At 36.2% G+C, this 21,800-nt stretch carries 23 protein-coding genes; 16 read left to right on the top strand and 7 right to left on the bottom strand.

The window, feature by feature from the left end; translation table 11 throughout:
• Nucleotides 1-90: 90 nt before the first annotated feature.
• On the bottom strand, nucleotides 91-954 hold the full coding sequence (locus AC6IWN_RS13800; RefSeq protein ID WP_497987989.1) for a YihY/virulence factor BrkB family protein: 864 nt from the start codon (nucleotides 952-954) through the stop codon (nucleotides 91-93).
• Between the two features lie 503 nt (nucleotides 955-1,457).
• On the opposite strand from AC6IWN_RS13800, the gene AC6IWN_RS13795 reads away from it, so the two are divergent.
• The 9 genes from AC6IWN_RS13795 to spoVAE all read left to right on the top strand — a co-directional run bounded on the left by AC6IWN_RS13795 (nucleotide 1,458) and on the right by spoVAE (nucleotide 7,340).
• On the top strand, nucleotides 1,458-1,598 hold the full coding sequence (locus tag AC6IWN_RS13795) for a hypothetical protein (protein ID WP_497987988.1): 141 nt from the start codon (nucleotides 1,458-1,460) through the stop codon (nucleotides 1,596-1,598).
• A 34-nt stretch (nucleotides 1,599-1,632) separates the two neighbouring features.
• Nucleotides 1,633-3,021, top strand: coding sequence for a tetratricopeptide repeat protein (locus tag AC6IWN_RS13790; protein WP_497987987.1), 1,389 nt, complete (start codon nucleotides 1,633-1,635; stop codon nucleotides 3,019-3,021).
• A gap of 193 nt (nucleotides 3,022-3,214) precedes the next feature.
• Nucleotides 3,215-3,607: an anti-sigma F factor antagonist gene (spoIIAA, locus tag AC6IWN_RS13785; RefSeq protein WP_497987986.1), complete on the top strand. Its 393-nt coding sequence runs from the start codon at nucleotides 3,215-3,217 to the stop codon at nucleotides 3,605-3,607.
• A 52-nt stretch (nucleotides 3,608-3,659) separates the two neighbouring features.
• Nucleotides 3,660-4,085 carry an anti-sigma F factor gene (gene spoIIAB, locus AC6IWN_RS13780; protein WP_497987985.1) on the top strand — a complete coding sequence of 142 codons (426 nt, stop codon included), beginning with the start codon at nucleotides 3,660-3,662 and terminating at the stop codon, nucleotides 4,083-4,085.
• A 37-nt stretch (nucleotides 4,086-4,122) separates the two neighbouring features.
• The gene (gene sigF, locus AC6IWN_RS13775; RefSeq protein ID WP_497987984.1) at nucleotides 4,123-4,839 is read left to right on the top strand and encodes an RNA polymerase sporulation sigma factor SigF; all 717 of its coding nucleotides are present in this window, start codon (nucleotides 4,123-4,125) and stop codon (nucleotides 4,837-4,839) included.
• Nucleotides 4,840-5,113: 274 nt separating this feature from the next.
• Entirely contained in the window at nucleotides 5,114-5,269 is a 156-nt protein-coding gene (locus AC6IWN_RS13770; RefSeq protein ID WP_497987983.1) for a hypothetical protein, read from the top strand.
• 70 nt (nucleotides 5,270-5,339) lie between these two features.
• Entirely contained in the window at nucleotides 5,340-5,843 is a 504-nt protein-coding gene (gene spoVAC, locus AC6IWN_RS13765) for a stage V sporulation protein AC (RefSeq protein ID WP_497987982.1), read from the top strand.
• A 17-nt stretch (nucleotides 5,844-5,860) separates the two neighbouring features.
• On the top strand, nucleotides 5,861-6,916 hold the full coding sequence (locus AC6IWN_RS13760; RefSeq protein WP_497987981.1) for a stage V sporulation protein AD: 1,056 nt from the start codon (nucleotides 5,861-5,863) through the stop codon (nucleotides 6,914-6,916).
• A gap of 67 nt (nucleotides 6,917-6,983) precedes the next feature.
• The gene (gene spoVAE, locus AC6IWN_RS13755; RefSeq protein ID WP_497987980.1) at nucleotides 6,984-7,340 is read left to right on the top strand and encodes a stage V sporulation protein AE; all 357 of its coding nucleotides are present in this window, start codon (nucleotides 6,984-6,986) and stop codon (nucleotides 7,338-7,340) included.
• A gap of 75 nt (nucleotides 7,341-7,415) precedes the next feature.
• Here the strand turns inward: spoVAE and AC6IWN_RS13750 are convergent, their stop codons facing one another.
• Complete coding sequence (locus tag AC6IWN_RS13750) at nucleotides 7,416-10,043, bottom strand: transglycosylase domain-containing protein (protein WP_497987979.1); 2,628 nt, start codon at nucleotides 10,041-10,043, stop codon at nucleotides 7,416-7,418.
• Between the two features lie 506 nt (nucleotides 10,044-10,549).
• On the opposite strand from AC6IWN_RS13750, the gene AC6IWN_RS13745 reads away from it, so the two are divergent.
• Entirely contained in the window at nucleotides 10,550-10,849 is a 300-nt protein-coding gene (locus tag AC6IWN_RS13745; RefSeq protein ID WP_497987978.1) for a DUF6514 family protein, read from the top strand.
• Here the strand turns inward: AC6IWN_RS13745 and AC6IWN_RS13740 are convergent, their stop codons facing one another.
• The gene (locus AC6IWN_RS13740) at nucleotides 10,850-11,500 is read right to left on the bottom strand and encodes a YigZ family protein (protein WP_497987977.1); all 651 of its coding nucleotides are present in this window, start codon (nucleotides 11,498-11,500) and stop codon (nucleotides 10,850-10,852) included.
• Nucleotides 11,501-11,644: 144 nt separating this feature from the next.
• Between AC6IWN_RS13740 and AC6IWN_RS13735 the strand changes: the two genes are divergently transcribed.
• Nucleotides 11,645-12,139 carry a VanZ family protein gene (locus AC6IWN_RS13735; RefSeq protein ID WP_497987976.1) on the top strand — a complete coding sequence of 165 codons (495 nt, stop codon included), beginning with the start codon at nucleotides 11,645-11,647 and terminating at the stop codon, nucleotides 12,137-12,139.
• Here AC6IWN_RS13735 and AC6IWN_RS13730 read toward each other — a convergent pair.
• The gene (locus AC6IWN_RS13730; protein ID WP_497987975.1) at nucleotides 12,132-12,314 is read right to left on the bottom strand and encodes a DUF4250 domain-containing protein; all 183 of its coding nucleotides are present in this window, start codon (nucleotides 12,312-12,314) and stop codon (nucleotides 12,132-12,134) included. The genes AC6IWN_RS13735 and AC6IWN_RS13730 overlap by 8 nt on opposite strands.
• A gap of 122 nt (nucleotides 12,315-12,436) precedes the next feature.
• Between AC6IWN_RS13730 and AC6IWN_RS13725 the strand changes: the two genes are divergently transcribed.
• The gene (locus tag AC6IWN_RS13725; protein ID WP_497987974.1) at nucleotides 12,437-13,753 is read left to right on the top strand and encodes a replication-associated recombination protein A; all 1,317 of its coding nucleotides are present in this window, start codon (nucleotides 12,437-12,439) and stop codon (nucleotides 13,751-13,753) included.
• 8 nt (nucleotides 13,754-13,761) lie between these two features.
• Here AC6IWN_RS13725 and AC6IWN_RS13720 read toward each other — a convergent pair whose 3' ends face one another.
• Nucleotides 13,762-14,019 (bottom strand): hypothetical protein, encoded by a 258-nt coding sequence (locus AC6IWN_RS13720; RefSeq protein WP_497987973.1) that lies wholly within the window; start codon nucleotides 14,017-14,019, stop codon nucleotides 13,762-13,764.
• Nucleotides 14,020-14,127: 108 nt separating this feature from the next.
• Here AC6IWN_RS13720 and AC6IWN_RS13715 point away from each other — a divergent pair, with 108 nt between their 5' ends.
• Nucleotides 14,128-16,653: a CotH kinase family protein gene (locus AC6IWN_RS13715; RefSeq protein ID WP_497987972.1), complete on the top strand. Its 2,526-nt coding sequence runs from the start codon at nucleotides 14,128-14,130 to the stop codon at nucleotides 16,651-16,653.
• Nucleotides 16,654-16,723: 70 nt separating this feature from the next.
• Here the strand turns inward: AC6IWN_RS13715 and AC6IWN_RS13710 are convergent, their stop codons facing one another.
• Together AC6IWN_RS13710 and AC6IWN_RS13705 are read right to left on the bottom strand one after the other, a co-directional pair.
• Nucleotides 16,724-17,959: a redoxin domain-containing protein gene (locus AC6IWN_RS13710; protein ID WP_497987971.1), complete on the bottom strand. Its 1,236-nt coding sequence runs from the start codon at nucleotides 17,957-17,959 to the stop codon at nucleotides 16,724-16,726.
• A 43-nt stretch (nucleotides 17,960-18,002) separates the two neighbouring features.
• Nucleotides 18,003-18,656, bottom strand: coding sequence for a 4Fe-4S binding protein (locus AC6IWN_RS13705; RefSeq protein ID WP_497987970.1), 654 nt, complete (start codon nucleotides 18,654-18,656; stop codon nucleotides 18,003-18,005).
• 283 nt (nucleotides 18,657-18,939) lie between these two features.
• Between AC6IWN_RS13705 and AC6IWN_RS13700 the strand changes: the two genes are divergently transcribed.
• From AC6IWN_RS13700 to fabV, 3 genes are all read left to right on the top strand, one after another.
• Nucleotides 18,940-19,815 (top strand): hypothetical protein, encoded by an 876-nt coding sequence (locus AC6IWN_RS13700; protein ID WP_497987969.1) that lies wholly within the window; start codon nucleotides 18,940-18,942, stop codon nucleotides 19,813-19,815.
• A 121-nt stretch (nucleotides 19,816-19,936) separates the two neighbouring features.
• Entirely contained in the window at nucleotides 19,937-20,281 is a 345-nt protein-coding gene (locus tag AC6IWN_RS13695) for a phenylpyruvate tautomerase MIF-related protein (protein WP_497987968.1), read from the top strand.
• 324 nt (nucleotides 20,282-20,605) lie between these two features.
• A complete protein-coding gene (gene fabV / locus AC6IWN_RS13690) occupies nucleotides 20,606-21,766 on the top strand; it encodes an enoyl-ACP reductase FabV (RefSeq protein WP_497987967.1) in 1,161 nt (386 codons plus the stop codon).
• Nucleotides 21,767-21,800: the final 34 nt, after the last annotated feature.

The raw sequence follows: 21,800 nt of genomic DNA, 5'->3' as shown, positions 1-21,800 counted from the left end.
GAGTATTGTAACAGCCTTATTATTATTATTATTATTCCTCCTGGTTATAACGGCTATAAATATAGGAGGAAGGATCAATAATCTTTTGTTTTATCCCTTTGCAGGAATATGATAGAGTTGCCTAATCTTTTGAACAAACTCCTTATTCTCAAACAAGAGATTAAACTCCGCTCCGATAAATAGGATATACATACAAAAATACATCCACAACATGAATAATACCACAGCTGTCAGGCTGCCATACATGGAGGAATAGTTTGAAAAGTTATCAATGTAATAGGAGAATGCATAGGAAAAGCCCATCCAACCAACGGCACTTAACATGGCGCCGGGAAGTTCGTTCATAAATCTGCTTGTGCGGTTTGGTACGAAGGAATAAATCATCAAGAAAAATATAATTAAAACAACTAGACCAAGAATCGTACGAAGGCTGATAATGATAAATGCGGTATCACGTAACATAGGTATTTTCTGCTCTATCCAAAAATACAGACGATTACCAAATACAAATAAAATCATTGTAGCAATTAACATAATGGCAAAGATCAGAGTATATATGGCAGAGATAGCTCGTAATAAGAAGTAACGTCTAGTTTCTGCAATAGAACTTACGGAGTTCAAACCTTTCATAATAGCCAAAAACCCTTTACCGGCTGACCATAGGGTAGAAATTGCAGTAACTGAAATCAGAGTACGTGTAGCATCCGTATGGTAGATTTCGTTAAATACAGATATGAACATGGAATTGATTGCTGTAGGAAAGATCTGAGTAAAAATACGTAAGGTAGTGCTTTCACCAATCTTAAAATACTGCACAATACTTAAAAGTAGCATGATAAAAGGAAAAAATGAGATGATGATAAAAAAGGAAGCCTGAGCGGAATAAGCTTCTACATGGTCTTCTTTTATTTTTTTTCCAAATAGACTGATAAGACGAACTGTTGATTTTATCATGTTTATTACCTCCATAACGCCTAAACTTGAATTCAGATTATAAAAAGCACATTTTCATTTCTCGAAGACAAAAAAGAGGCTTTCAATGAGCATAATAATAATATTATATTATGAGTGGCTTAGCTTTATACTATACGTTTCTAAATTCAATCGTCATAAATCATTATATTATTTAAACTAAAATAGGAAAATATCCCATATGTGACTTATTATAACTCGATTTATAATAAATGCAATATCTATAAAATTATTTTACATTTGAAAAGCCATTGATAAAATATAATATCAATTTTAAATATTTTGTAAACTTAAGTCGAATGATTAAAATAACAATTCATTGATAAAATAAGCAGTTTAGTATATAATTTATTTGTTATTTTATCATTATAGTGGATAAAGTATTGATTTTTCTTGTGTTTATAGTATGATAAATATTGGGATATTAAATTATTAAGATATAGAATATATGGAGGATTTATCCTCTAGGGGAAAAGGAGTATTATATGATCAATTTTGATGAAGAGATTGAAAAGTTTCAGCCAAGCTTAGAGATTGAACAAGCTGAAGATGTAATAACCAATAATGGCCTTACAGATGTAACAGATATTTTAAAGGAATTGCTAAAAGAAAACAAAGATAAATAAGAAAAATAGATTACAATGGACAGGTGGGGATGATATGGTTTGCCCGAATTGTGGAAGTAATGTGTCGGATAAGAGGACACAATGCGAGAGATGTGGAATAGATTTAACAATGTATAAGAAGATAATTAGAACTTCAAATTTTTATTATAATAATGGTTTGGCTCGAGCGAAGGTCCATGATTTATCAGGAGCAGTGATTGCCCTTCGTAAATGTCTTGAGTTAAATAAACTTCATACAAGTGCAAGAAATTTATTAGGATTAACCTACTTCGCTATGGGTGAAACAGTTTCAGCTCTCAGCGAATGGGTAATCAGCAAACATTTTCAGCCGAATAACAATGATGCCGATGACTATATTCACAGAGTTCAATCGAATCCGACTAGACTTGATACCTTAAATCAAGCGATAAAGAGATATAATTCAGCGCTGAATTATTCAAAGCAGAGAAGTGAAGATTTAGCAATTATTCAGTTAAAGAAAGTAGTAACATTAAATCCGAATTTTGTTCGTGCTTATCAGTTATTGGCATTGTTGCATATGAAATTGGGTGAGAATGAAAAAGCAAAGAAATATCTGACGAAAGCCGGAAAGATAGATGTATCAAATACCATTACCCTGAAATATATGGGTGAATTAGAAAAGCCTTTGGCGAAGGATATGGAATCAAATCCGGAGGCGGAGCAAAGCTATACGAATGCGATTGTGCCTGTTTCTTCGTACAAAGAGGACAAGCCGAATATCATGGCATTTGTAAATCTTGTTATAGGTGTTTTGATTGGACTAGCTTTTATGGCTGTATTAGGGTTACCGTCATTACGTAATCATGATAAGAATTCTGATACGAATAGTGGCAGTTCTACGACACAGACTATAATTCAGCAAAAAGATAATGAAATCAAAGATTTAAATGATAAGAATAACGACTTGAAGGATCAAATAACACAACTGCAGTCACAATTAGAAGATTCAACAGCAAACACTGGTGTAAAGAGCACCTATGATTCTTTGATTAAAGCAACCGGTCAATATATGACTGAGTCAGGGAAGTCAAAAAGCAAGCAGGATTTTAATGCTACCGCAGATACTCTGGCTTCGATAGATGATACTAAATTAGAGGGTGACGCAGCGAAAAATCTAGTAAAAACCTTACGTGATGCTGTATACCCGGATGTTGCAAAGGATTATTATCACAATGGGTATGTCAAATACAATGGTGGTAAATTTGAAGATGCAATTGCTTTATTATTAAAGGCAATGAAATTTGATCCGAAGGATGAGAATGCAGTATATTTTGTAGCTCGTTCTTATGATAAAATGAATGATAATACAAATGCAGCAAAGTATTACAATCAATTAATTACAGATTTTCCGGATACCAGCAGAGCTTCCAGTGCAAAACAACTCATTAAAAGTGTCCAGTAACAACGATAAATTGAAATAGAAAAACCGAAGATAAAAGACTAAAAAAAGACATTTCATGTAGAGCGATTATTTCGTTCCATAAAAGGTCTTTTTTTAATTTGTAGTATGGCAATCAATCGTAAGTTTGTATTTTGTTTATTCTGCGAAAGGAAACGCTTGATCGATGAATTAGGTAGTTAGGAGGGAATATTGCATGCAGGATGCGAAAAAAAATGTAACGTCGTCAAAAAAAGGAGGTGAAAAGGGTACAACGTATGAAATCTGTAATCGTTGCTTAATTATTAAATTGCAAGAGGAGTTAGATCATCATAATGCGATACAGGTTAGAGAGAAAGCTGACAAATTGATTGACCGTAATAATATAAAGCATATTATATTTGATTTTAGTGGTGCGGTATTTATGGACAGTGCAGGAATCGGTGTCGTCATGGGCAGATATAAAAAAGTTATATTTATTGGGGGAAAAGCAGCGGTTGCGAATGTCAATTCAGCAGTGGACAGAATATTTAAGCTGTCCGGTCTATATAAAATAATTGAAAAATATGATTCGGTAGAAGCTGCCTTAAATAAGCTGCAAAAAGCTTAAGTTTATAGAGCATAGCATTATGGTTACAAAGAGGAAAGGGGATAAAATTTAAATGAATGATCAAAATGAAATGTTATTAGAATTCGAAAGCAAATCTCAGAATGAAAGCTTTGCAAGAACAGTAGTTGCTGCATTTGCTGCACAGTTGGATCCAACCATTGAAGAATTGGCAGATATAAAAACCGCAGTGTCTGAAGCAGTGACTAATTCCATAATTCATGGGTATGCCGATACTAAGGGAATCATCAAGATGCACTGCATTATCTGTAATAGCGAGATAATGGTCGAAATCATTGATGAAGGCACAGGGATAGACGACATTGAGAAAGCATTGGAACCCTTGTACACTACCAGGCCGGAACTAGAACGATCCGGTATGGGATTTTCTTTTATGGAAGCATTTATGGATGAACTGGTGGTAGAATCGAATGTGGGTGTGGGTACTACTGTTAAGATGAAGAAAAAAGTCGGAAAATAGAATGCCCATGCAGATGGAAGGGAAGTGACAGTTTAATGTGGATACGCTTGAATTAATCAGATTATCAAAGGAAGGTGACAAGGATGCAAGAGACCGGGTTGTCACCGAGAATGTAGGTCTAGTATGGAGCATTGTGAGAAGATTTGCGAATAGAGGTCATGAAATGGAAGACTTATTCCAGATTGGGTGTATCGGTCTTATAAAAGCGATCGACAAGTTTGACGCCACTTATGAAGTAAAATTCTCAACATATGCGGTACCGATGATAACAGGAGAAATTAAGCGATTCTTAAGAGATGATGGAATGATAAAGGTAAGCAGATCCTTAAAGGAGACTGCGACGAAGATACGTGTGGTTAGGGAAAGATTCGGTAATCAGTATGGAAGAGAACCTACCATAGATGAGATTGAAGAGGAATTAAATATTGCGAAGGACGAAGTAGTAATGGCTCTGGAAACAGGAGCAGAAGTGGAATCGCTATATAAAACAATTTATCAGGGAGACGGAAGCCCGATCTTCTTAATAGACAAGTTGACAGAAACAAAGGATGAGAGTGAAAATTTAGTGGACAGGCTTGCATTAAGAGAAATAATTGCATCCTTAGATGAAAAGGAACAAGAAATCATCAGGCTTCGATACTTTAAAGATAGAACACAAACAGACATAGCAAAGGAATTGGGAATCTCGCAGGTTCAAGTATCAAGAATGGAAAAAAGGATATTAAAAATTATGCGAGAACGTATGGGTGCATAGTTCATTTATTTAAATCATTAATAATAAGCAGGGTATTTTCAAAGCAAAAGTTACGTATCAGGTTGAAGGATTTAAACTTGATTAAGTAATATTATTTTGAAGAGATCCTGCTTTTTTATGCGGAATATTACTTGTATTTTTTAGTAGATATGTAATCTGAATGCTAAGAGATTTTGATGAATTTATTACCAGTATAGTAAATTAGTTAATTCATATAATATCGATAAGTGGGCTAATCTTGAATTTGATGAATACTAGAAAGGTGCGAATTATAATGACAGTAAAAAGAAAAATATTATTAATCGCTGCGCTAATTATTCTTGCTGCGGTAGGTTTGGTTTTATGTGTAGGATATTTTACATCGGATAATTCATCAGAGTTTGATGGGACTTTAGTAAAAGTGTATGACGAGTTCCCGACAGTAGCTTAATATTGAATTAATATTAATAATATTAAGCTTAATCTGTAATATTGCAGGTTGTGAAAGGCATGGTGGATTTATGGAAGATAAGAAAAAAGTATCAGCCTCCTCTGTGGTAGGGCAGCAGGATAAACAAACAAGAGAGGAAAATTATAAAGAGTATGTGAAACAAATGACTCCCAAGTATAGTCTTGTCAAAAACATGGTGAAAGCCTTTCTTGTTGGAGGTATCATCTGTACAATCGGTCAGGGATTTATCAATTTTTATCAAAGCAGAGGTGCCAGCCTTGAATTAGCGAAATCCTATAATACTCTTACTCTAGTGTTTTTGGCTGTCCTATTAACCGGTATAGGCGTATATCAAAAGATAGCTAAGTTTGGAGGAGCCGGTACCTTGGTACCGATTACAGGCTTTGCTAATTCTGTAGCTGCTCCGGCTATCGAATATAAGAAGGAAGGACAAGTATTTGGTATCGGGTGTAAGATATTTACGATAGCAGGCCCTGTTATTCTTTACGGAATTTTCTCAACATGGATATTGGGATTAATTTATTACATTTTAAAATTGATGAAAGTTGTTTGAGAAAAGGAGCAAGTGTTATGTCTGAAAAAGCAGTAAGTCAATCAAAGATGGTAGGAAAACAAAGCATTGCTTTTAATATCCCACCATTTATTATTTCAAGTGCCTCGATCGCCGGAAAAAAGGAAGGCGAGGGTCCTATGGGTGGGCTTTTTGATGTGATTCAAGAAGATCCGCTTCTTGGTAAAAATAGCTGGGAAGAAGCCGAGAGTGAGTTGATGAAATTATCAGCAAATAAAGCTTTGGAAAAGGCGAGGCTAAAGAATACAGATATTCGATATCTGGTGGGAGGAGATCTTCTTGGGCAATTGATTGCGACCTCCTTTGGTATAGCAAGTCTTGAGATACCTTTAATTGGAATCTATGGAGCCTGTTCCACGATGGGCGAGGCGATGATGGTCGGATCCATGCTGGTCGACGGTGGCTATGCAGGAAAAGTACTTGCGATTACCTCCAGTCATTTCGCAGGAGCAGAGAAGCAATTTCGGTTCCCTCTAGATTATGGCAATCAAAGACCTTACTCCGCATCTTGGACAGTTACAGGAAGCGGTTGTGTCATTATATCCGACCAGGATTATAAAGCTGACACCGTGAAAGCTTCTGTTGTGATCAAAGGAATTACCACCGGAAAAATAGTTGATTATGGTTTAAAAGATTCCATGAATATGGGTGCATGTATGGCACCGGCTGCATTTGAAACGATAAAACAGAATATGGAGGACTTTGGTATTCAACCTAATTATTATGACAAGATCATTACGGGAGATCTTGGTTATGTGGGGTCAAATATACTCAAGGATCTTTTGAAAGAGAAAAATTATGATATCAGCTCGAATCATATGGATTGCGGCATAGAAATATTTGATCAAGAAAATCAGGATACCCATGCAGGAGGAAGTGGCTGTGGATGTTCTGCCATCATCTTCGCCAGCTTCGTTCTCAGGAAGCTTATATCGAGAGAATGGAAGCGTGTTTTATTCATTCCTACTGGAGCATTGCTGTCACAAGTAAGCTTTAACGAAGGAAAGTCAGTTCCTGGAATTGCACATGCAATTATTGTAGAGTCGGTTGGATAAATATTCTTCAATTATACAACAGAGAATATACGAAGGTCCATGCAATACGAAAGGTTTGGTAAACTATATGGATTATGTAAAAGCGTTTATTGTAGGTGGTTTGATCTGTGCCATTGTTCAGATATTGTTGGATAAAACAAAGTTATTACCTGGAAGGGTTATGGTTATCTTAGTGTGTACCGGAGCAGTGTTGGGAGCGATAGGTATTTATGAACCATTTGCAAAATGGGCTGGAGCCGGGGCAGGAGTGCCATTGACCGGATTTGGAAATATACTTTATAAGGGAGTAAAAGAAGCGGTTGATAAGGAAGGCTTTATTGGAATATTTAAAGGTGGATTTACCTCCTCCTCAGTCGGAATATCAGCTGCTTTAATATTAAGTTATATAGCTTCATGGTGTTTTAATGCAAAGATGAAAAATTAAAGAAGGATGTTACAAATCATGCCCACTATGATATGGGATTGATTTGTAACATCCTTCTTTATAATTTGAATCCGATTAGTTCAAGATATTATGAATCAGATCATCTAGGGGAGTCTGTGTAATAGTCGGACTAAGTGGTGAATTGGTTGGAGTTATTTGTCCCGTATGAACTTTGCAGGTTTCAGTAGGTAATATAAACGGTGAATCTGCAGTTACACAGGTCTCCTTTTTATCCAAGAAGACTCTCTCTTCTTTTACTGGGCACTTGTCAGTTGCAAGAACATTTGAAACCGGACAGATGGATGCTTTAATATGAACATTGCATTTTTCTGTAGGTTCAGAACCTCTTGCAAAGTATTCAACTCGGGTAGCATCACCACCCTCGTATTTATCACATAATCCTGGAACTGCCAGTTTGCCTGACTTGGTACAAATTCTAGCCGAAGTTATGGAAGAAGGTCGATCAAAGGATTTTCTCTTTAAGTCTTTTTTAATATGGATTTGCTCCATAATTTTTCTCCACAATTTTTTATGATAGATTGTATTATCCTGGGACTGGTTATGATCATAACCTGACCAAACTGACGCGGTATAATATGGAGTAAATCCACAGAACCATAAATCTCTATTGCCGGTAGTTGTACCGGTCTTGCCGGCTTCTGGCATACTGATTGAGTTAAATCTTGCAGCGGTACCGGTTCCGACTTTAACAACATCCTCCATGGCACTAGTTAAAAGAAATGCAGTTGATTCCTTCATAACTTGTTCCTTTTTCGGCTTGATATTCAGTAGCACTTTCCCATCATGATCAAGTATTTTAGTATAAAAGGTCGGTGGTATATAAACACCGTCATTTGCGACTGAGGCATATGCTGCTGTTAACTCCAGATTACTTACACCATCAGTTAATCCACCAAGTGCCATAGGGAAATTGATATCAGATACAATTTTTCCGTTTGACTCCTTACGTGATTCAACAAGGGAAGAAAATCCTAGTCGCTGTAAATAATCAAATCCTACTTGAGGGGTAACCTCAGCAAACGTCTTAACAGTGACAACGTTTAGTGAATTGGTAATACCTTGTCGCAAAGTTGATAGACCTTTATAATTCTTAGAACCAGCTTTCTCGTACCAGTTGTTTACTTCTGTTTTGGTACCGGGATAGTAATACGGACCGGCATCATCTTGTACACTTGCTAAAGTTAAATTAGCGGTATCGAGTGCAGGCAAGTAAGTAGATAGAATTTTAAAAGTGGAACCCGGTTGACGAAGTGTGTTAGTAGCACGATTTAATGTACGGTTACCAATTTTTTGACCTCGACCGCCGATGATTGCCTGTACCTGCCCGTCCGATTGATCCATAACGACAAATGAGGATTGTGGCTGAACGGTCATCGTAGTATTTTCTGCGAGGATCTCATCACCGACTTTTACCATCGCTTTTTTGAATGCATCTATCTTCTTTTGCATTTCCTTCTTATCAAGGAACAAAACTGAAAAGCTTTTATTTTTTTTCTTGTAATAGTTTTCTAAATCATTTGTATGATAATGTATGGTTGTTCCATCTGATTTCTTTATGGATAAAGCATAGGTGAGTTCGTAATGAGAGTCGCCCATTGCAGGGAAATTCGATTTGTCCGAGTATACATTATCACATATTTTTTGAATATCGGGATCTTGAGTAGTATAGATGCTTAAGCCACCGCTATAAATCAGACTTGATGCTTCAGCCTGTGTATAGCCAAGTTTATTCTGCAGATCCTTCATAACCTGCTCGATTAATTCATCAACAAAATAGCTATAGTAGGAATTCGTTGAAGACTCTACATTATTTACAGTCTGAATTCTGCTGTATACATCATCGTTAATTGCCTTGTCATATTCTTCTTGAGTACAATAACGTAACTCCAGCATTTTCTTAAGGACTTCATCCCGACGCTCTTTGTTGTTTTTCGGATTTGTAATCGGATTACGATAAACGGGACTTTGAGCGATTGCAGCTATGGTTGCTGCTTCGGATAAGGTTAAGTCCTTCGCATCCTTATTAAAATATCTTAGTGAAGCGGTTTGTATACCGTAAGATCCGGCTCCAAGATTAATTGTATTCACATAGTTTTCAAGGATGGAGTCTTTGTCCAATTTATGTTCAAGCTGAATTGCAAGATATTGTTCCTGAATCTTACGTTCTATTCGCTTGACAAATGTTTTCTCCTGACCACCATTGAATACCTGGTTCTTTAAAAGCTGTTGGGTAATCGTACTTGCACCCTGATCAAAGCTATTTGAAGTTAAGCCGCGAATGCCGGCGCGAATAATACCTCGAATATCAATACCGTTATGTTGATAGAAACGTTCATCCTCAATACTGACAAAACTATTCTTTACATAATGTGGGAGATCATTAATCGAAACAAAGATACGATTTGATTGCGGCCCGGCCAAATTCTCTATCACGTTTCCTTCTTTATCATATATTGTGGTGGTAAAGCTGGTAGGAGTTACATTGATTTGTGATATCTTAGGTGCACTGTCGAGTGTACCTTTCACAAATCCATAACTTGCATAGGTACCAACAATAACAATAAATAGGAAGGCAACGATGCAAAGTCGGAATAGTGTGATACGAGCTTTCGATACGAATCGCTTTGAATTAGATTTCAAGCTATTCTGTTTATATTCTATTCCTTTTTTACTATAATCCATGATAACCTCCAATCTGATGGAATTCATATTTATATAGACTTATTATCCATTTGTAGAATAAAGTGTCAGCCTACTGACAAATGTGCGCCTGAGTGACTGCGAAGTAGGAATGCGGTCGTAGTTGAATAGAGTCATATATCGGTAACACTTTACTCATGCGTACCTTTGATTTTATCACATTTTTCTTTGGAAATAAAGTTAAATATTGTGTTGGATATATTTTTAACCAAAATATGGAATGTAAACCATTTCGGTTAAAGAAAGTATTAAATCATTGTCTCGAATCTATAAAAAGTTTGCAAAAATCGTGTGAATTATTTAGTAAAATCAATATAATTGCTGATAAATGTCAAACGAACTTCACAAATCGTGAAGGTATGTCGAAAATAAACGAAAGTAAGAAATTTGTGCGTTGAAATGTACTTTATTTCTATATATTATCTGTGTATAATGTAATTTGTCAGTTATTTTAAGGTATTTTATATTGTTTAGGGGGATGTTGTAAGATGAAACAGTTATTATTTACCAATGAAGTGACATTGGAAGGCGAAAAGGTAATGAAACTGGATTATTCTCTAACAGAGGGAATAATGGAAAGTGATCCGAAATTTTCTTATTATGGAATTCAGATTACGAAGTATCTGGACAGCAATACGGAAATGGATGAAATCTCCGGGATTTCATCCTGTAAAGAGGATGTGGTCTTAATTTTGAAAAAATTATGTCAATTCCAAGTAACCCCGATTTCTATGGTAGAGATTGTGGACGAGCTTGTGAACGAGCTCGTGGTTACCGGTGTAGCATAATTAAAAAAGAATTACTTCACCATTTACAACAGTGTAGTAAATTTGACCTTTCATCATTAAAGTAGCTGAACCGTTTGTATGTTCGGCTATTTTTTTGTGAAAATTTTGGTTATTAGAGGGAGGAACCAGTACGGTAATTATGACAATATCCGTATATTCACTGGAAAGTAACGTAATTTTCTCTTGATTAATATAATATTGTATTTTACCAATCCAATTATAGTCTGTTGTAATCTCTATCTTATTCCCCAATTCCTTTTTTATGATAATACTTTGATTCAGACCTTCCAACACAGCACTTTGATAGGCTTTTACTAAACCACCCGTACCAAGCAGAGTCCCACCAAAGTAGCGGGTTACTACCACAACAAGATTGGTAAGTTCATGATTTATTAAAACATCTAACATAGGTCTACCGGCTGTCTTACTGGGTTCACCGTCGTCGGAGCATCTTAAGACCTGATTCTCTGATCCTATAATATAGGCGAAGCAGTTATGGGAAGCATCCCAGTACTTCTTCTTTAGTGTTTCAATGATATTAATGGCTTCTTCTTCTGAATTTACAGAGGATACGGTTGCAATAAATCTGGATTTTTTTACTACAATCTCCCCAGTTCCACCTTCCATAATGGTATGAAATGCTTCTGTCATCATGAATACTCCTTTCATTTTGAAGTTATGAAGTATAGATTAACTTTTTACTGATGTTGCCATTGTGTTATGTTTTGTGATATCATAAAAATGTTCGATATTCAGTACAAGAATGAAAAACACATTAAAACTATGGAGGATGCTATGAAACTGAAGTACATTTCATGGATTCCTGCTGCAATCATTATGATAATTATCTTTATATTTTCATCAAAGCCAGCAGATGAATCAAATGAAAGCAGCCTAAAGATTGCAGATAAAATATATACAATATATGAGAATATAACGCAAACGCACCATGTTGGAGAAGAAAAAGAACAAATCATGGGCATTATAAATCATATCGTTCGTAAAGCTGCTCATTTCTCAGAATATGCAGTTTTAAGTGTTGCATTCGCAATGCATTTATCTGTGATTGGTATGAGACGAAGATGGATTTTTATATTACCTGTAATATTATCCTTTCTATATGCATCCGGTGATGAATTCCATCAGACCTTTGTGGCAGAAAGAGCCGGAATGTTGAAAGATGTAATGCTGGATACAAGCGGTGCATTAACTGGATCAGTTCTATTTACGCTAATTCTATATGGGATAACAAAACACATTATCCGAAAGAGAAAAAAGGTTACTAATTAGGTGAAAAGCGGTTTTGTTCCAAATTGTAAATATAATCAATAGCTTCAAGAGAGGATATGATTTGATTTTTATTGCAATCTAAATCCTCACATAGCTCGTCTAACGAAGGGTAATTATCACGCAACTTTGTGTTGATATAGCTTAATAGAATATTAGGATCCTGTGGCAAACTCATGGGTAGCTCCTTTCGTTGTTACATATAATTCTTATTTTATTATGCACATATTAGGATAATTTTCAATACTGAAACAAGACAAATTATACTTTGATTAGCCGGTTGGCAGAATGGAGGAGAGAATGGATTTATTTGATTATATGAGAGTGGATACAATGAAAAAGGAAGCTCCGCTGGCCTCCAGACTCCGTCCGTCTACATTGGAGGAGGTAGTTGGTCAGAGTCACATCATTGGAAAAGATAAATTATTATATCGCGCTATTAAGGCTGATAAAATTAGCTCAATCCTTTTTTATGGTCCACCGGGAACGGGGAAAACTACGTTGGCTAAGGTGATTGCGGGTACGACCAGTTCTATCTTTACCCAGATTAATGCTACTTCATCGGGTAAAAAGGACATGGAAGCGGTAATTTTGGAAGCAAAGAATAATCTGGGTATGTATGGGAAGAAAACCATTCTTTTTATCGATGAGATACACCGTTTTAACAAAGGACAACAGGATTATCTTCTGCCATTTGTTGAGGATGGAACCATAGTGTTAATCGGCGCAACTACAGAAAACCCATACTTTGAAGTAAATTCGGCGCTATTGTCCCGTTCTATCATATTTGAATTGAAGCCACTCGATAAGGAAGATATCAAGAAGTTACTTCTACGGGCGGTTCAGGATGAAGAAAAAGGAATGGGTGTATACCGTGCTGTCATTGATGAGGATGCTTTGGAGTTTCTCGGTGATATATCCAACGGTGATGCACGCGCGGCTCTTAACGCGATTGAGCTTGGAGTTTTGACGACGGAACGCGCGGAAGATGGTTTCATTCATATTACACTTGGGGTAGCGTCTCAATGTATTCAAAAGAGAGTGCTAAAGTATGATAAAAACGGAGACAATCATTACGATACCATATCAGCTTTTATCAAAAGCATGAGAGGCTCTGATCCGGACGCCGCCATATACTATCTTGCCAGAATGTTGTATGCAGGAGAAGAGGTTACATTTATTGCAAGAAGAATTATGATATGTGCTGCGGAGGATGTATCCAATGCAGATCCGAATGCTCTTGTTGTAGCGACTAATGCTGCACTGGCGGTAGAGAGACTCGGTATGCCGGAAGCTAGGATTGTATTGGCTCAGGCAGTTGCTTATGTAGCTTGTGCGCCAAAGAGCAATTCTGCCATATGTGCGATTGATGAAGCTTATCGAATTGTTGAGAATGAAAAAACAGCCACAATTCCGGCTTATTTGATGGATGCACATTATAAAGGTGCTTCTAAGTTAGGGCATGGATTGGGGTATAAATATGCCCATGATTATGAAAACCATTATGTGAAGCAACAATACCTTCCGGATGAAATTAAGGACAGAGTATTCTACGTTCCTTCCAATAATGGTTATGAGAAACAGATTCAAGAATATTTTAAATTTATTAAAAAATAATAAGGCAATTATTTGCCTTCTGTGGGATCATCTTCATTTTCACTCGTTAAATCCGGGCTGAAGACATCCTTTGTCTTATGCACCAATCGGTATATTAGCATAATGGCATAAACTGTGACGGGAATAAAGAAGGATGCGAACAGGCTTGAGAAAAATAAGCCATTTGTGTACTTGCTTCCAAATATAGCTGATATAAGCGTTAGTAAATAGATAGCTACTAGGAGAACGATGCCGATAATGGCAGTTACACGTTTTGATTTATTCATAGGATAAGTCCTTTCATGATTACTGATTAATATAAAGTTCATTATATAGAAGCATTAAGAAAAAAGCAAGAAATGAGTCTAAATTAAGATTATTGGAGTGAGGTTAAGATGCGATACGTAGGGAATAAATACAAGTTCATTTTAATCATAAGTGAAACGTTTATTTTAGCAATGTTAATAGCATTCTTTTTGATGAAGGATGTGAATGCATTGGCTACACAACAGCCGACAAAGCAACCGGGAAATTCGGTAGTTACAAAGGATATTGCTGATAAGGAAGTGGGAATATATTTTGATCAGAAGTGGGTGGAAGCGGGAGTTCCTCTGAAGGTAAAGAATGCACCCAAAGGAGCTACTTTCAATTGGGTTATTACCTCTGCTGACGGTATAAAACAGACCTTTACAACACAGGAAAATTCTTATACCCCCATAGAAGAAGATCAGGAAAAATTAATAACAGTTTCGTTGGAGGGGGATGCAAATCTATCGGCCTCCATATACTTCAGTTTACTTCCGGTAGTTTATATCAATAACGAGGAAGGTTATAATGGTGTCGGTGATGTTTTTTCAGATGCGGCTATGAATACTCAGGGATGTAAATTGTATTCCAATGGGAAACAGCTTTACAAAGGAGATATTAAGCTTAAGGTAAACGCTGATACAACTAAAGCGATGGCAAAAAAACCGTTTGACATTGAACTGAGCGAGAAAACAGACTTACTCGGTATGGGCAAGAATCAGAATTGGTCATTGCTAGTGAGTGATACGGATCATACTCTGATGCGAAATAAACTCTTGTATGAGTTTTCAAAAGATATTGGAATGAACATTTATTCTAAATCAGAGAATGTTGTATTGATCTTTAATAATAAATATTATGGGGTTTACCAACTTTGTGAGCCGATTAACATTGGTACTGAGCGTGTTGATTTATTTGATTGGGATAATATCGCGAAAGAAGCATCGGATGCGATAGTTGATCAGGTTCTTAATTCGAAAGATATCAATAATCGGACAACGAATACCAATGATATCAATAATACTAACAGTAATACAACTGATAACAACAATACAAATATAGGCAATTCCGTTAATAATAATATTAATAACAATACGAATATCAACCAATCAAATGTTATCAATCAAGAAGAAATTGAATTACTAAAGAAGAATGTGAAAATGGCGATGTGCCAGAATTTAAGTTGGATGACTAGTCCTTATGCTTTTCGCTATGATGTAGATGGGGATGGTACACCGGAGACATATATAATTGGTGATTATGTTAAGTTACCGGCACCAACAGGCGGAGTACTGCTTGAGATGGGCGTAAACGGTTTTAATAAGAATAACCCTTCCTCTATGGTTACGGACTACTCCCAACCTCTAATTTTTAAAATTCCGCAATACGCAAAAACGAATAGTGAATTATATACTGGTATCCAAGATTATATTCAAAGCTTTGAACATGCGCTGCATAGCGCGGATTTCTCTTACCATGAGCAAGGGGATAAATACAGAGCCCTCAATCGTAACGGTGGTAATAAGAATTCGGGCTATGAGCTCAGTGATTTTAGTGCTCCTGTGTATGACGGTAAGCATTACAGTGAATTGTTTGAAATGGATTCTCTGATAGAAAATTTTTTGGTAAAAGAATTCTCAATGAATTGGGATAGTTTAAAGAGTAATGAGTTCCTGTATAAGGACGTTGACGGACTATTCTATATGGGTCCTGTTTGGGATTTTGAAAATGCCTGGGGAAATATTAATAGAAAAGATCAAAATACCTGGTTTCCGGACCAGTGGTATACAACAAGCAGTTATTTCTCAATGGAACAGTATTATCAAAGCGTGCAATGGAACCGCTCATTACTAAGAGATCCATATTTTTTAGTAAAGGTTTATGAAAAGTATAAAAAGGTTCGTAAGTCCGCTATTGAAAATATGATTAAAGATGGCGGAAAGATTGACATGTATACAGAGCGTTATCAAGCCGCAGCAACAGCAAATGATTTAAAATGGGGGCATACCTATCAAAGCTATGAGGGTGTTGGATTTGATGAATCCGTTCAAAATATGAAGGATTTTATTACAGCCCGTGTTGAATGGATGGATCAACAGATGGCCAGCTTGGATTCTATGATAGCTTCGCTACATTATTACGCACCAAGCCAGGACTTAAAGATTACCAAGGTAGATAAAAATGCAGTGAATAACTATGTAGAAATTACTGCTAAGATATCGGATCCGAACATTACTTCAATCAGATTATTAGTGAATGGCTCTCACAAGTATGTTGCTAAGGTTAAGAAAGGGAAAGTAGTAACTAAAATTCCAGCGGATGCTCTGGTCTCAACCAGTAAGTTTCATAATATTGTTCAAATACTTGGAGTAAATTCTAAGGGGAATTATGTGATTGATTCCGGAGAACAAGGTAACTATTCTTTGGCAAAATCAAATTATACAATTTTTTATTATGATAAAAATATTGATGGGATTAAACAGTCGGTGAATGAAGCCGTTACAGCAGTAAAGAAGCAGACCACCGGATATAACATCCTGCTACTCATCGCAGGTATAGTATGCGTAGTAAGCATATTAGGAATAGTAATTATAGCAAAAGCCCGTAAAAGTTAATTTACGGGCTTTGTTTTTGTTCTACGAGGAAAGACTTTTTATTGTAATTTTAAAGTGATAAAGTTAGTCTCTATTTGGTTGATTCAACAGCCTGTGCAATCGCATTTTTTATGATATTCTTTGTCATCATTCCGGGGACATAGCTGATGATGTCTCCGTTTTTATTTATGATAAAAGTAGTTGGAAAGGCACTAATGCGGTAACTATTTAATAAATCGCCTGTTTCATCAAACAGAGTCGGGAAGGTATATCCTTTTTCGTGAAGGAAGGATTTGATTTCCGTCTGACCGATATCCTGATTGTTGGGATACTCTTCACTGCTAGGATTAGTGACACCTAGGAAGATAACATCACCTTTATTTGAGTTGTATTCTTTATATAATTCTTCAATATCAGGAAGCTCTTTGTTACAGGGCGGACACCAGGTGGCCCAAAAGTTAAGAAAGACCACTTTCCCCTTATATTCTGATAATGTATGCTTCTTACCGTATTGGTCATATAAGTTAAAGTCGATACCGGGATAGGAGGAAGTTTCTTTCTCTCCATCGCTATTTCCATTTTCCCCAGAAGTTTTCGGTGCATAGGAATTTAAGTAACTGGATACGCCATTCATAAATCCGGTAAAGGTCATGAACCCGATCAGGATTAATACTACACCTGCAATTTTAATCGTATAGCGGAGTAGTTTCTTTTTCCGTTTTAAAAAATCAAGTGCTTCGGTGGTAAAGAAACCGAGCAGCAGAAAAGGAATAACAAATCCGGCAGTATAAACAAGCACCAGTAGATATCCGGTTAGAGATGTTTTTGCACCAGAGGCCATTAATAATACGGAAGATAGTGCTGGACCTATACAGGGCGTCCAGGCAAAGCTGAAAGTGAAGCCCAGCAAGAAAGCAATTAGTGGATTTACCTTCTTATTCTCCAACTTAAGATGAAATCTTCTCTCTTTTTGAAAGAAAGAAAAATCAAAGATTCCCAGCTGAATTAAGCCCAATATGATAATTAGAATTCCGCTAACCCTGGTTATGAATAACTTATTCTTAGCAAGAATCTCACCCAATGAAGTAAATGTTAGCCCTAGCGCAAAAAATGCGAAGGAGATTCCCAATACAAAGAATAGAGTATGAAGGAGAACCTTTTTACGGTTGTATGGAACCGACGCATCTTCATTATTATTCGTTGTATTCCCAGCCAGATATCCCATATATACCGGCAAAAGTGGTATGACACAGGGAGAAAAGAAGGAAAAGATGCCTTCTAGAAAAACAAGTATGAAATTAACATGAGTAGTAACTGATCCATCCATCTTAATATCCTCCTAATTCTATTGTACTAAGTAGAAATAATATCTATTCGTTTATTTTATTATAGCCTATCATATTCTTGGGGCACACTTCAACACATTTTCCACACTGAATACAATCCGGATGACTAAGATGTTCACCCTTAAAATCATGAGGTACAATACCTAAGGGACATTTTTTAGAACATAATTTACAGGAGATACAGGCGGAAGACACCTGTAGCGTCTTTTTATTCTTTCGATGCTTTGATATTAAGGCAGAAAGGGTTCCCATAGGGCAGATTTGGCACCAGGTTCTGTGGTTGAATAGGAGAGATAATATTACTCCGATGACAGTTGTAATCAGTATAATTCGATAGAATACCATACCGATACCATAGGGATTCCCCCAGTTTTGAATCACTCCGGTAAAGAACATGGATAGTAAGAAGATTACCATTACACCTCTTAATATCTTGGATTTAAAAAACTTAGGAATTCTGTTTTTCTTGCTGATCTTACTTATCAGATTATCATAGAAGCTTCCTCTGGGGCATAGGTTACCACACCAATATCTTCCTCGGAATATTGCGAGAAGCGGAGGTGCAGCCATACATATAATAGCTGGTAAGGCAAAACGTAAGTCCAACAGGCTAAGAAAAAGAAAAGCCAACAGTAGTAAAAAAGAATATTGCTTCCATAAAACGAATAATTTCTTCATGTTCATTCTCCAAACGATGTCCTGTTCACCTAGGTCATGTAGTGACTGTGAACTATATTTTCATATCAATAATAATTTATTTGGCGGAGAGTGACAGTGACTTTATCACAGGAAAGATTAATAAAGTTGGAGCATCAAAATTTAGCTATTAGGAACAGCTAGACTATATAGAGCCTAAAAAATATATAAAATGTAAGAAAGTTCATATAATCAAATATATCCCTAAAGTATTATTACAAAACTTCCGATATTTTCTATATAATACAAATTATGAGAGTGCATTATGAACGATATTGGAACATATGGTCAAACGATTAAAAGGGGTGGAATAATGGAAGTATCAAATTCAAGTTATGTGAGGATTCAGGATAGTAAAAATGTGGACTCTACAAATAAAAGGAGTTCGGATAATAAAGGAGAACAATCAAATGTAACTCAAACAAGATCAGGCTTGAGTGTAGATTCTTCCTCTCTTATGATCGCGGGTGATCAAAGCAACAATTTAAAAGCTCTATTAGGACAGAAGAATGCATTAAAGGTTCAGATAGATCAATTCAAAAAAGATTTAGGCGTTGATGCAACAATTGAGGGACATCTGAATAAACAAGAAGAATATCTGAATCAAGCAGATATTAATCAGAATGAGGTAAATAGGCTTGAAAATTTTAAACAGGAACTAAAGAAAACTTACGAAATAGATGATGATAGCATTGAGCAGAAAGATTTAGATCTCTTGGTAAAGAAAGCAAATGGGAAGAGTCTTACTAAAGAGGAGAGTGATCGAATCGCCTCCATGGGACCATTAACGGAGTATCAGCAGGCCTCTCTTGAATATTCTAAGATGCAAAAGGAATTTCAAAACAGAGCAGAGAGTGCACGTCAGAATTCGGTTAATGAAGCGATGAGTGTCGATGGTATCAAATTAGGTCTTTTAAAAGATGCTCCAATGGTGGATGCTAAGGAAGCAAGTGAGAAGATATTAGATAAGGTTGATGAGGAGATTCAAAAAGCAATTATTGATGAGCTTAAGAATAAGGTAAATGAAAATCTGGATATTGATCCAAGCCAAAACATCCTTCAGGATCCACAATCTTTACTTGATAATAAAAAAGTTACCGAAGAGGATTTAAAGGGCCTTGCGGTAGATGAAAAAGTATAAGATGATAGATATAGAGAATAGTAATTATTAATAGTAAAAGAGAACTTATTGTGAATATAGTTAAAGTTAGTACAACTTCATGGAATAACCCAAATATGTTAGAAATGAGAGGAAAATAAGAATGCCTTATATCAGTACCAAAACCACAGCTTCAATCAGCCAGGAAAAAAGAGACTTAATTAAAACAAAACTGGGTAAAGCGATAGAGTTAATTCCAGGCAAAAGCGAGAACTGGCTGATGCTTAGCTTTGACGAGAACGCTTTAATGTATTTTAAAGGAAGTAATGACAGACCATTAGCATTTATAGAAGTGAAAATCTTCGGAGCGTCAACTTCCGATGCATACAAAAATTTAACCAAAGCAATTACAGATATTATCCATGAGGAGCTTAATATAGACCCGGATTGCATCTATGTGAAGTATGAAGAGGTATCAACCTGGGGTTGGAATGGAAATAACTTTTAACAATATAGTAAGGGCTGTTGTTAAATAATAATTCTATTAAGGAAGAAAGTTATATTACCTCACACATAGGTTAGAAGACAAGTTCACAATTATGTATTTCGTAGCCGTACATAACAGTTCGCCATCGAAATACATAATTATAAACATGGTCTTCTAAACAGTGCATTATGGTAATATAGCATTGTTCCTCCGAATTATTATTTTTCAACAGCCCTATTTACAACCCGTCGTAAGTTTCAAATTGACTTTATGATGGGGACTATGTTAAAATATACTTTGATTATCAAAGTAATAATGAATAATGACATGGAAAAGGGGTTTTTTATGATTATCGAACCGAAGGTGAGAGGATTTATCTGTATGACCGCACATCCGGTGGGTTGTAAAGAGAATGTTTTAAGGCAAATATCATATATCAAACAGTTAGGTAAAACAGATGGTCCGAAAAAGGTTCTGGTAATTGGAGCTTCGACCGGTTACGGATTAGCAACAAGAATTGCTGCAACCTATGGTAGTGATGCATCAACGATCGGAGTAATGTTTGAAAAGGCTGCAAGTGAGCGTAGAACTGCTACTCCGGGGTGGTATAATACAGTTGCATTTGAAGATGTTGCTGCTAAGGATGGATATTATGCAAAATCAATTAATGGTGATGCATTCTCTAGAGAAATCAAGGATCAAACAATTGAATTGATTAAGCAGGATCTTGGTAAAGTTGATATGGTGATTTATAGTCTTGCGGCACCAAGAAGGGCGATGGCAGACGGTACAATTTACAATTCCACATTGAAGACAGTCGGTGGAAACTTTACTAATAAATCTTTAGATTTAAACAAGAATATAATTACGGAAGCTACGATTGGGCCAGCTACAGAGGAAGAAGTACAATCTACGATTAAGGTTATGGGCGGTGAAGATTGGAAGGATTGGATTACTGCTCTTAACGAGGCGGATGTATTAGCGGATAATGCATTAACGATTGCATATTCCTACATCGGGCCGGAATTAACATATCCGGTTTATTATAATGGTACCATTGGCCTTGCCAAAAAACATCTATATGATACCTCGGTTGAGATAACCAAGGAATTTGCTGCAAAGGGTGTAAAGGCGTATATCAGTATTAATAAAGCACTTGTAACGCAGGCAAGCTCTGCAATTCCGATTGTACCACTTTACTTTGCTATCTTGTATAAGGTAATGAAAGAGAAGGGTAACCACGAGGGTTGTATAGAACAGCTGGGACGTCTTTTCCATGAAAAGCTCGCTCCATCCGGTATCGTAGTAGATGAAGAAAACCGAATTCGTCTTGATGACTATGAGATGCAGGAGGATATACAAGCGAAGGTGATGGAAAGCTGGGATCAAATTAATAATGAAAATGTAAATGAGTTTGCGGATTTAACAGGATATTGGGAAGATTTTTATCATATGTTTGGTTTCCGCTTTGATAATGTAGATTATACACAGGATGTAGAAATATAATTAATAAATGGTTGTTGAATGTGCAACTCCTGAA

This window comes from Variimorphobacter sp. HTMS_6, from assembly GCF_059717775.1.
Note: the sequence above shows the minus strand (reverse complement) of the source record. Positions and strands in the feature narration are given on the sequence as shown.

Coding starts and splice junctions, on each gene's coding strand:
- AC6IWN_RS13795 (WP_497987988.1), top strand. CDS start 1,458: ATGATCAATTTTGATGAAGAGATTGAAAAGTTTCAGCCAAGCTTAGAG.
- AC6IWN_RS13725 (WP_497987974.1), top strand. CDS start 12,437: ATGGATTTATTTGATTATATGAGAGTGGATACAATGAAAAAGGAAGCT.
- AC6IWN_RS13715 (WP_497987972.1), top strand. CDS start 14,128: ATGCGATACGTAGGGAATAAATACAAGTTCATTTTAATCATAAGTGAA.
- fabV (WP_497987967.1), top strand. CDS start 20,606: ATGATTATCGAACCGAAGGTGAGAGGATTTATCTGTATGACCGCACAT.
- spoIIAB (WP_497987985.1), top strand. CDS start 3,660: ATGAATGATCAAAATGAAATGTTATTAGAATTCGAAAGCAAATCTCAG.
- AC6IWN_RS13745 (WP_497987978.1), top strand. CDS start 10,550: ATGAAACAGTTATTATTTACCAATGAAGTGACATTGGAAGGCGAAAAG.
- AC6IWN_RS13760 (WP_497987981.1), top strand. CDS start 5,861: ATGTCTGAAAAAGCAGTAAGTCAATCAAAGATGGTAGGAAAACAAAGC.
- AC6IWN_RS13735 (WP_497987976.1), top strand. CDS start 11,645: ATGAAACTGAAGTACATTTCATGGATTCCTGCTGCAATCATTATGATA.
- spoIIAA (WP_497987986.1), top strand. CDS start 3,215: ATGCAGGATGCGAAAAAAAATGTAACGTCGTCAAAAAAAGGAGGTGAA.
- AC6IWN_RS13705 (WP_497987970.1), bottom strand. CDS start 18,656: ATGAAGAAATTATTCGTTTTATGGAAGCAATATTCTTTTTTACTACTG.
- AC6IWN_RS13710 (WP_497987971.1), bottom strand. CDS start 17,959: ATGGATGGATCAGTTACTACTCATGTTAATTTCATACTTGTTTTTCTA.
- AC6IWN_RS13770 (WP_497987983.1), top strand. CDS start 5,114: ATGACAGTAAAAAGAAAAATATTATTAATCGCTGCGCTAATTATTCTT.
- AC6IWN_RS13700 (WP_497987969.1), top strand. CDS start 18,940: ATGAACGATATTGGAACATATGGTCAAACGATTAAAAGGGGTGGAATA.
- AC6IWN_RS13790 (WP_497987987.1), top strand. CDS start 1,633: ATGGTTTGCCCGAATTGTGGAAGTAATGTGTCGGATAAGAGGACACAA.
- spoVAC (WP_497987982.1), top strand. CDS start 5,340: ATGGAAGATAAGAAAAAAGTATCAGCCTCCTCTGTGGTAGGGCAGCAG.
- AC6IWN_RS13720 (WP_497987973.1), bottom strand. CDS start 14,019: ATGAATAAATCAAAACGTGTAACTGCCATTATCGGCATCGTTCTCCTA.
- AC6IWN_RS13800 (WP_497987989.1), bottom strand. CDS start 954: ATGATAAAATCAACAGTTCGTCTTATCAGTCTATTTGGAAAAAAAATA.
- spoVAE (WP_497987980.1), top strand. CDS start 6,984: ATGGATTATGTAAAAGCGTTTATTGTAGGTGGTTTGATCTGTGCCATT.
- AC6IWN_RS13730 (WP_497987975.1), bottom strand. CDS start 12,314: ATGAGTTTGCCACAGGATCCTAATATTCTATTAAGCTATATCAACACA.
- AC6IWN_RS13740 (WP_497987977.1), bottom strand. CDS start 11,500: ATGACAGAAGCATTTCATACCATTATGGAAGGTGGAACTGGGGAGATT.
- AC6IWN_RS13695 (WP_497987968.1), top strand. CDS start 19,937: ATGCCTTATATCAGTACCAAAACCACAGCTTCAATCAGCCAGGAAAAA.
- AC6IWN_RS13750 (WP_497987979.1), bottom strand. CDS start 10,043: ATGGATTATAGTAAAAAAGGAATAGAATATAAACAGAATAGCTTGAAA.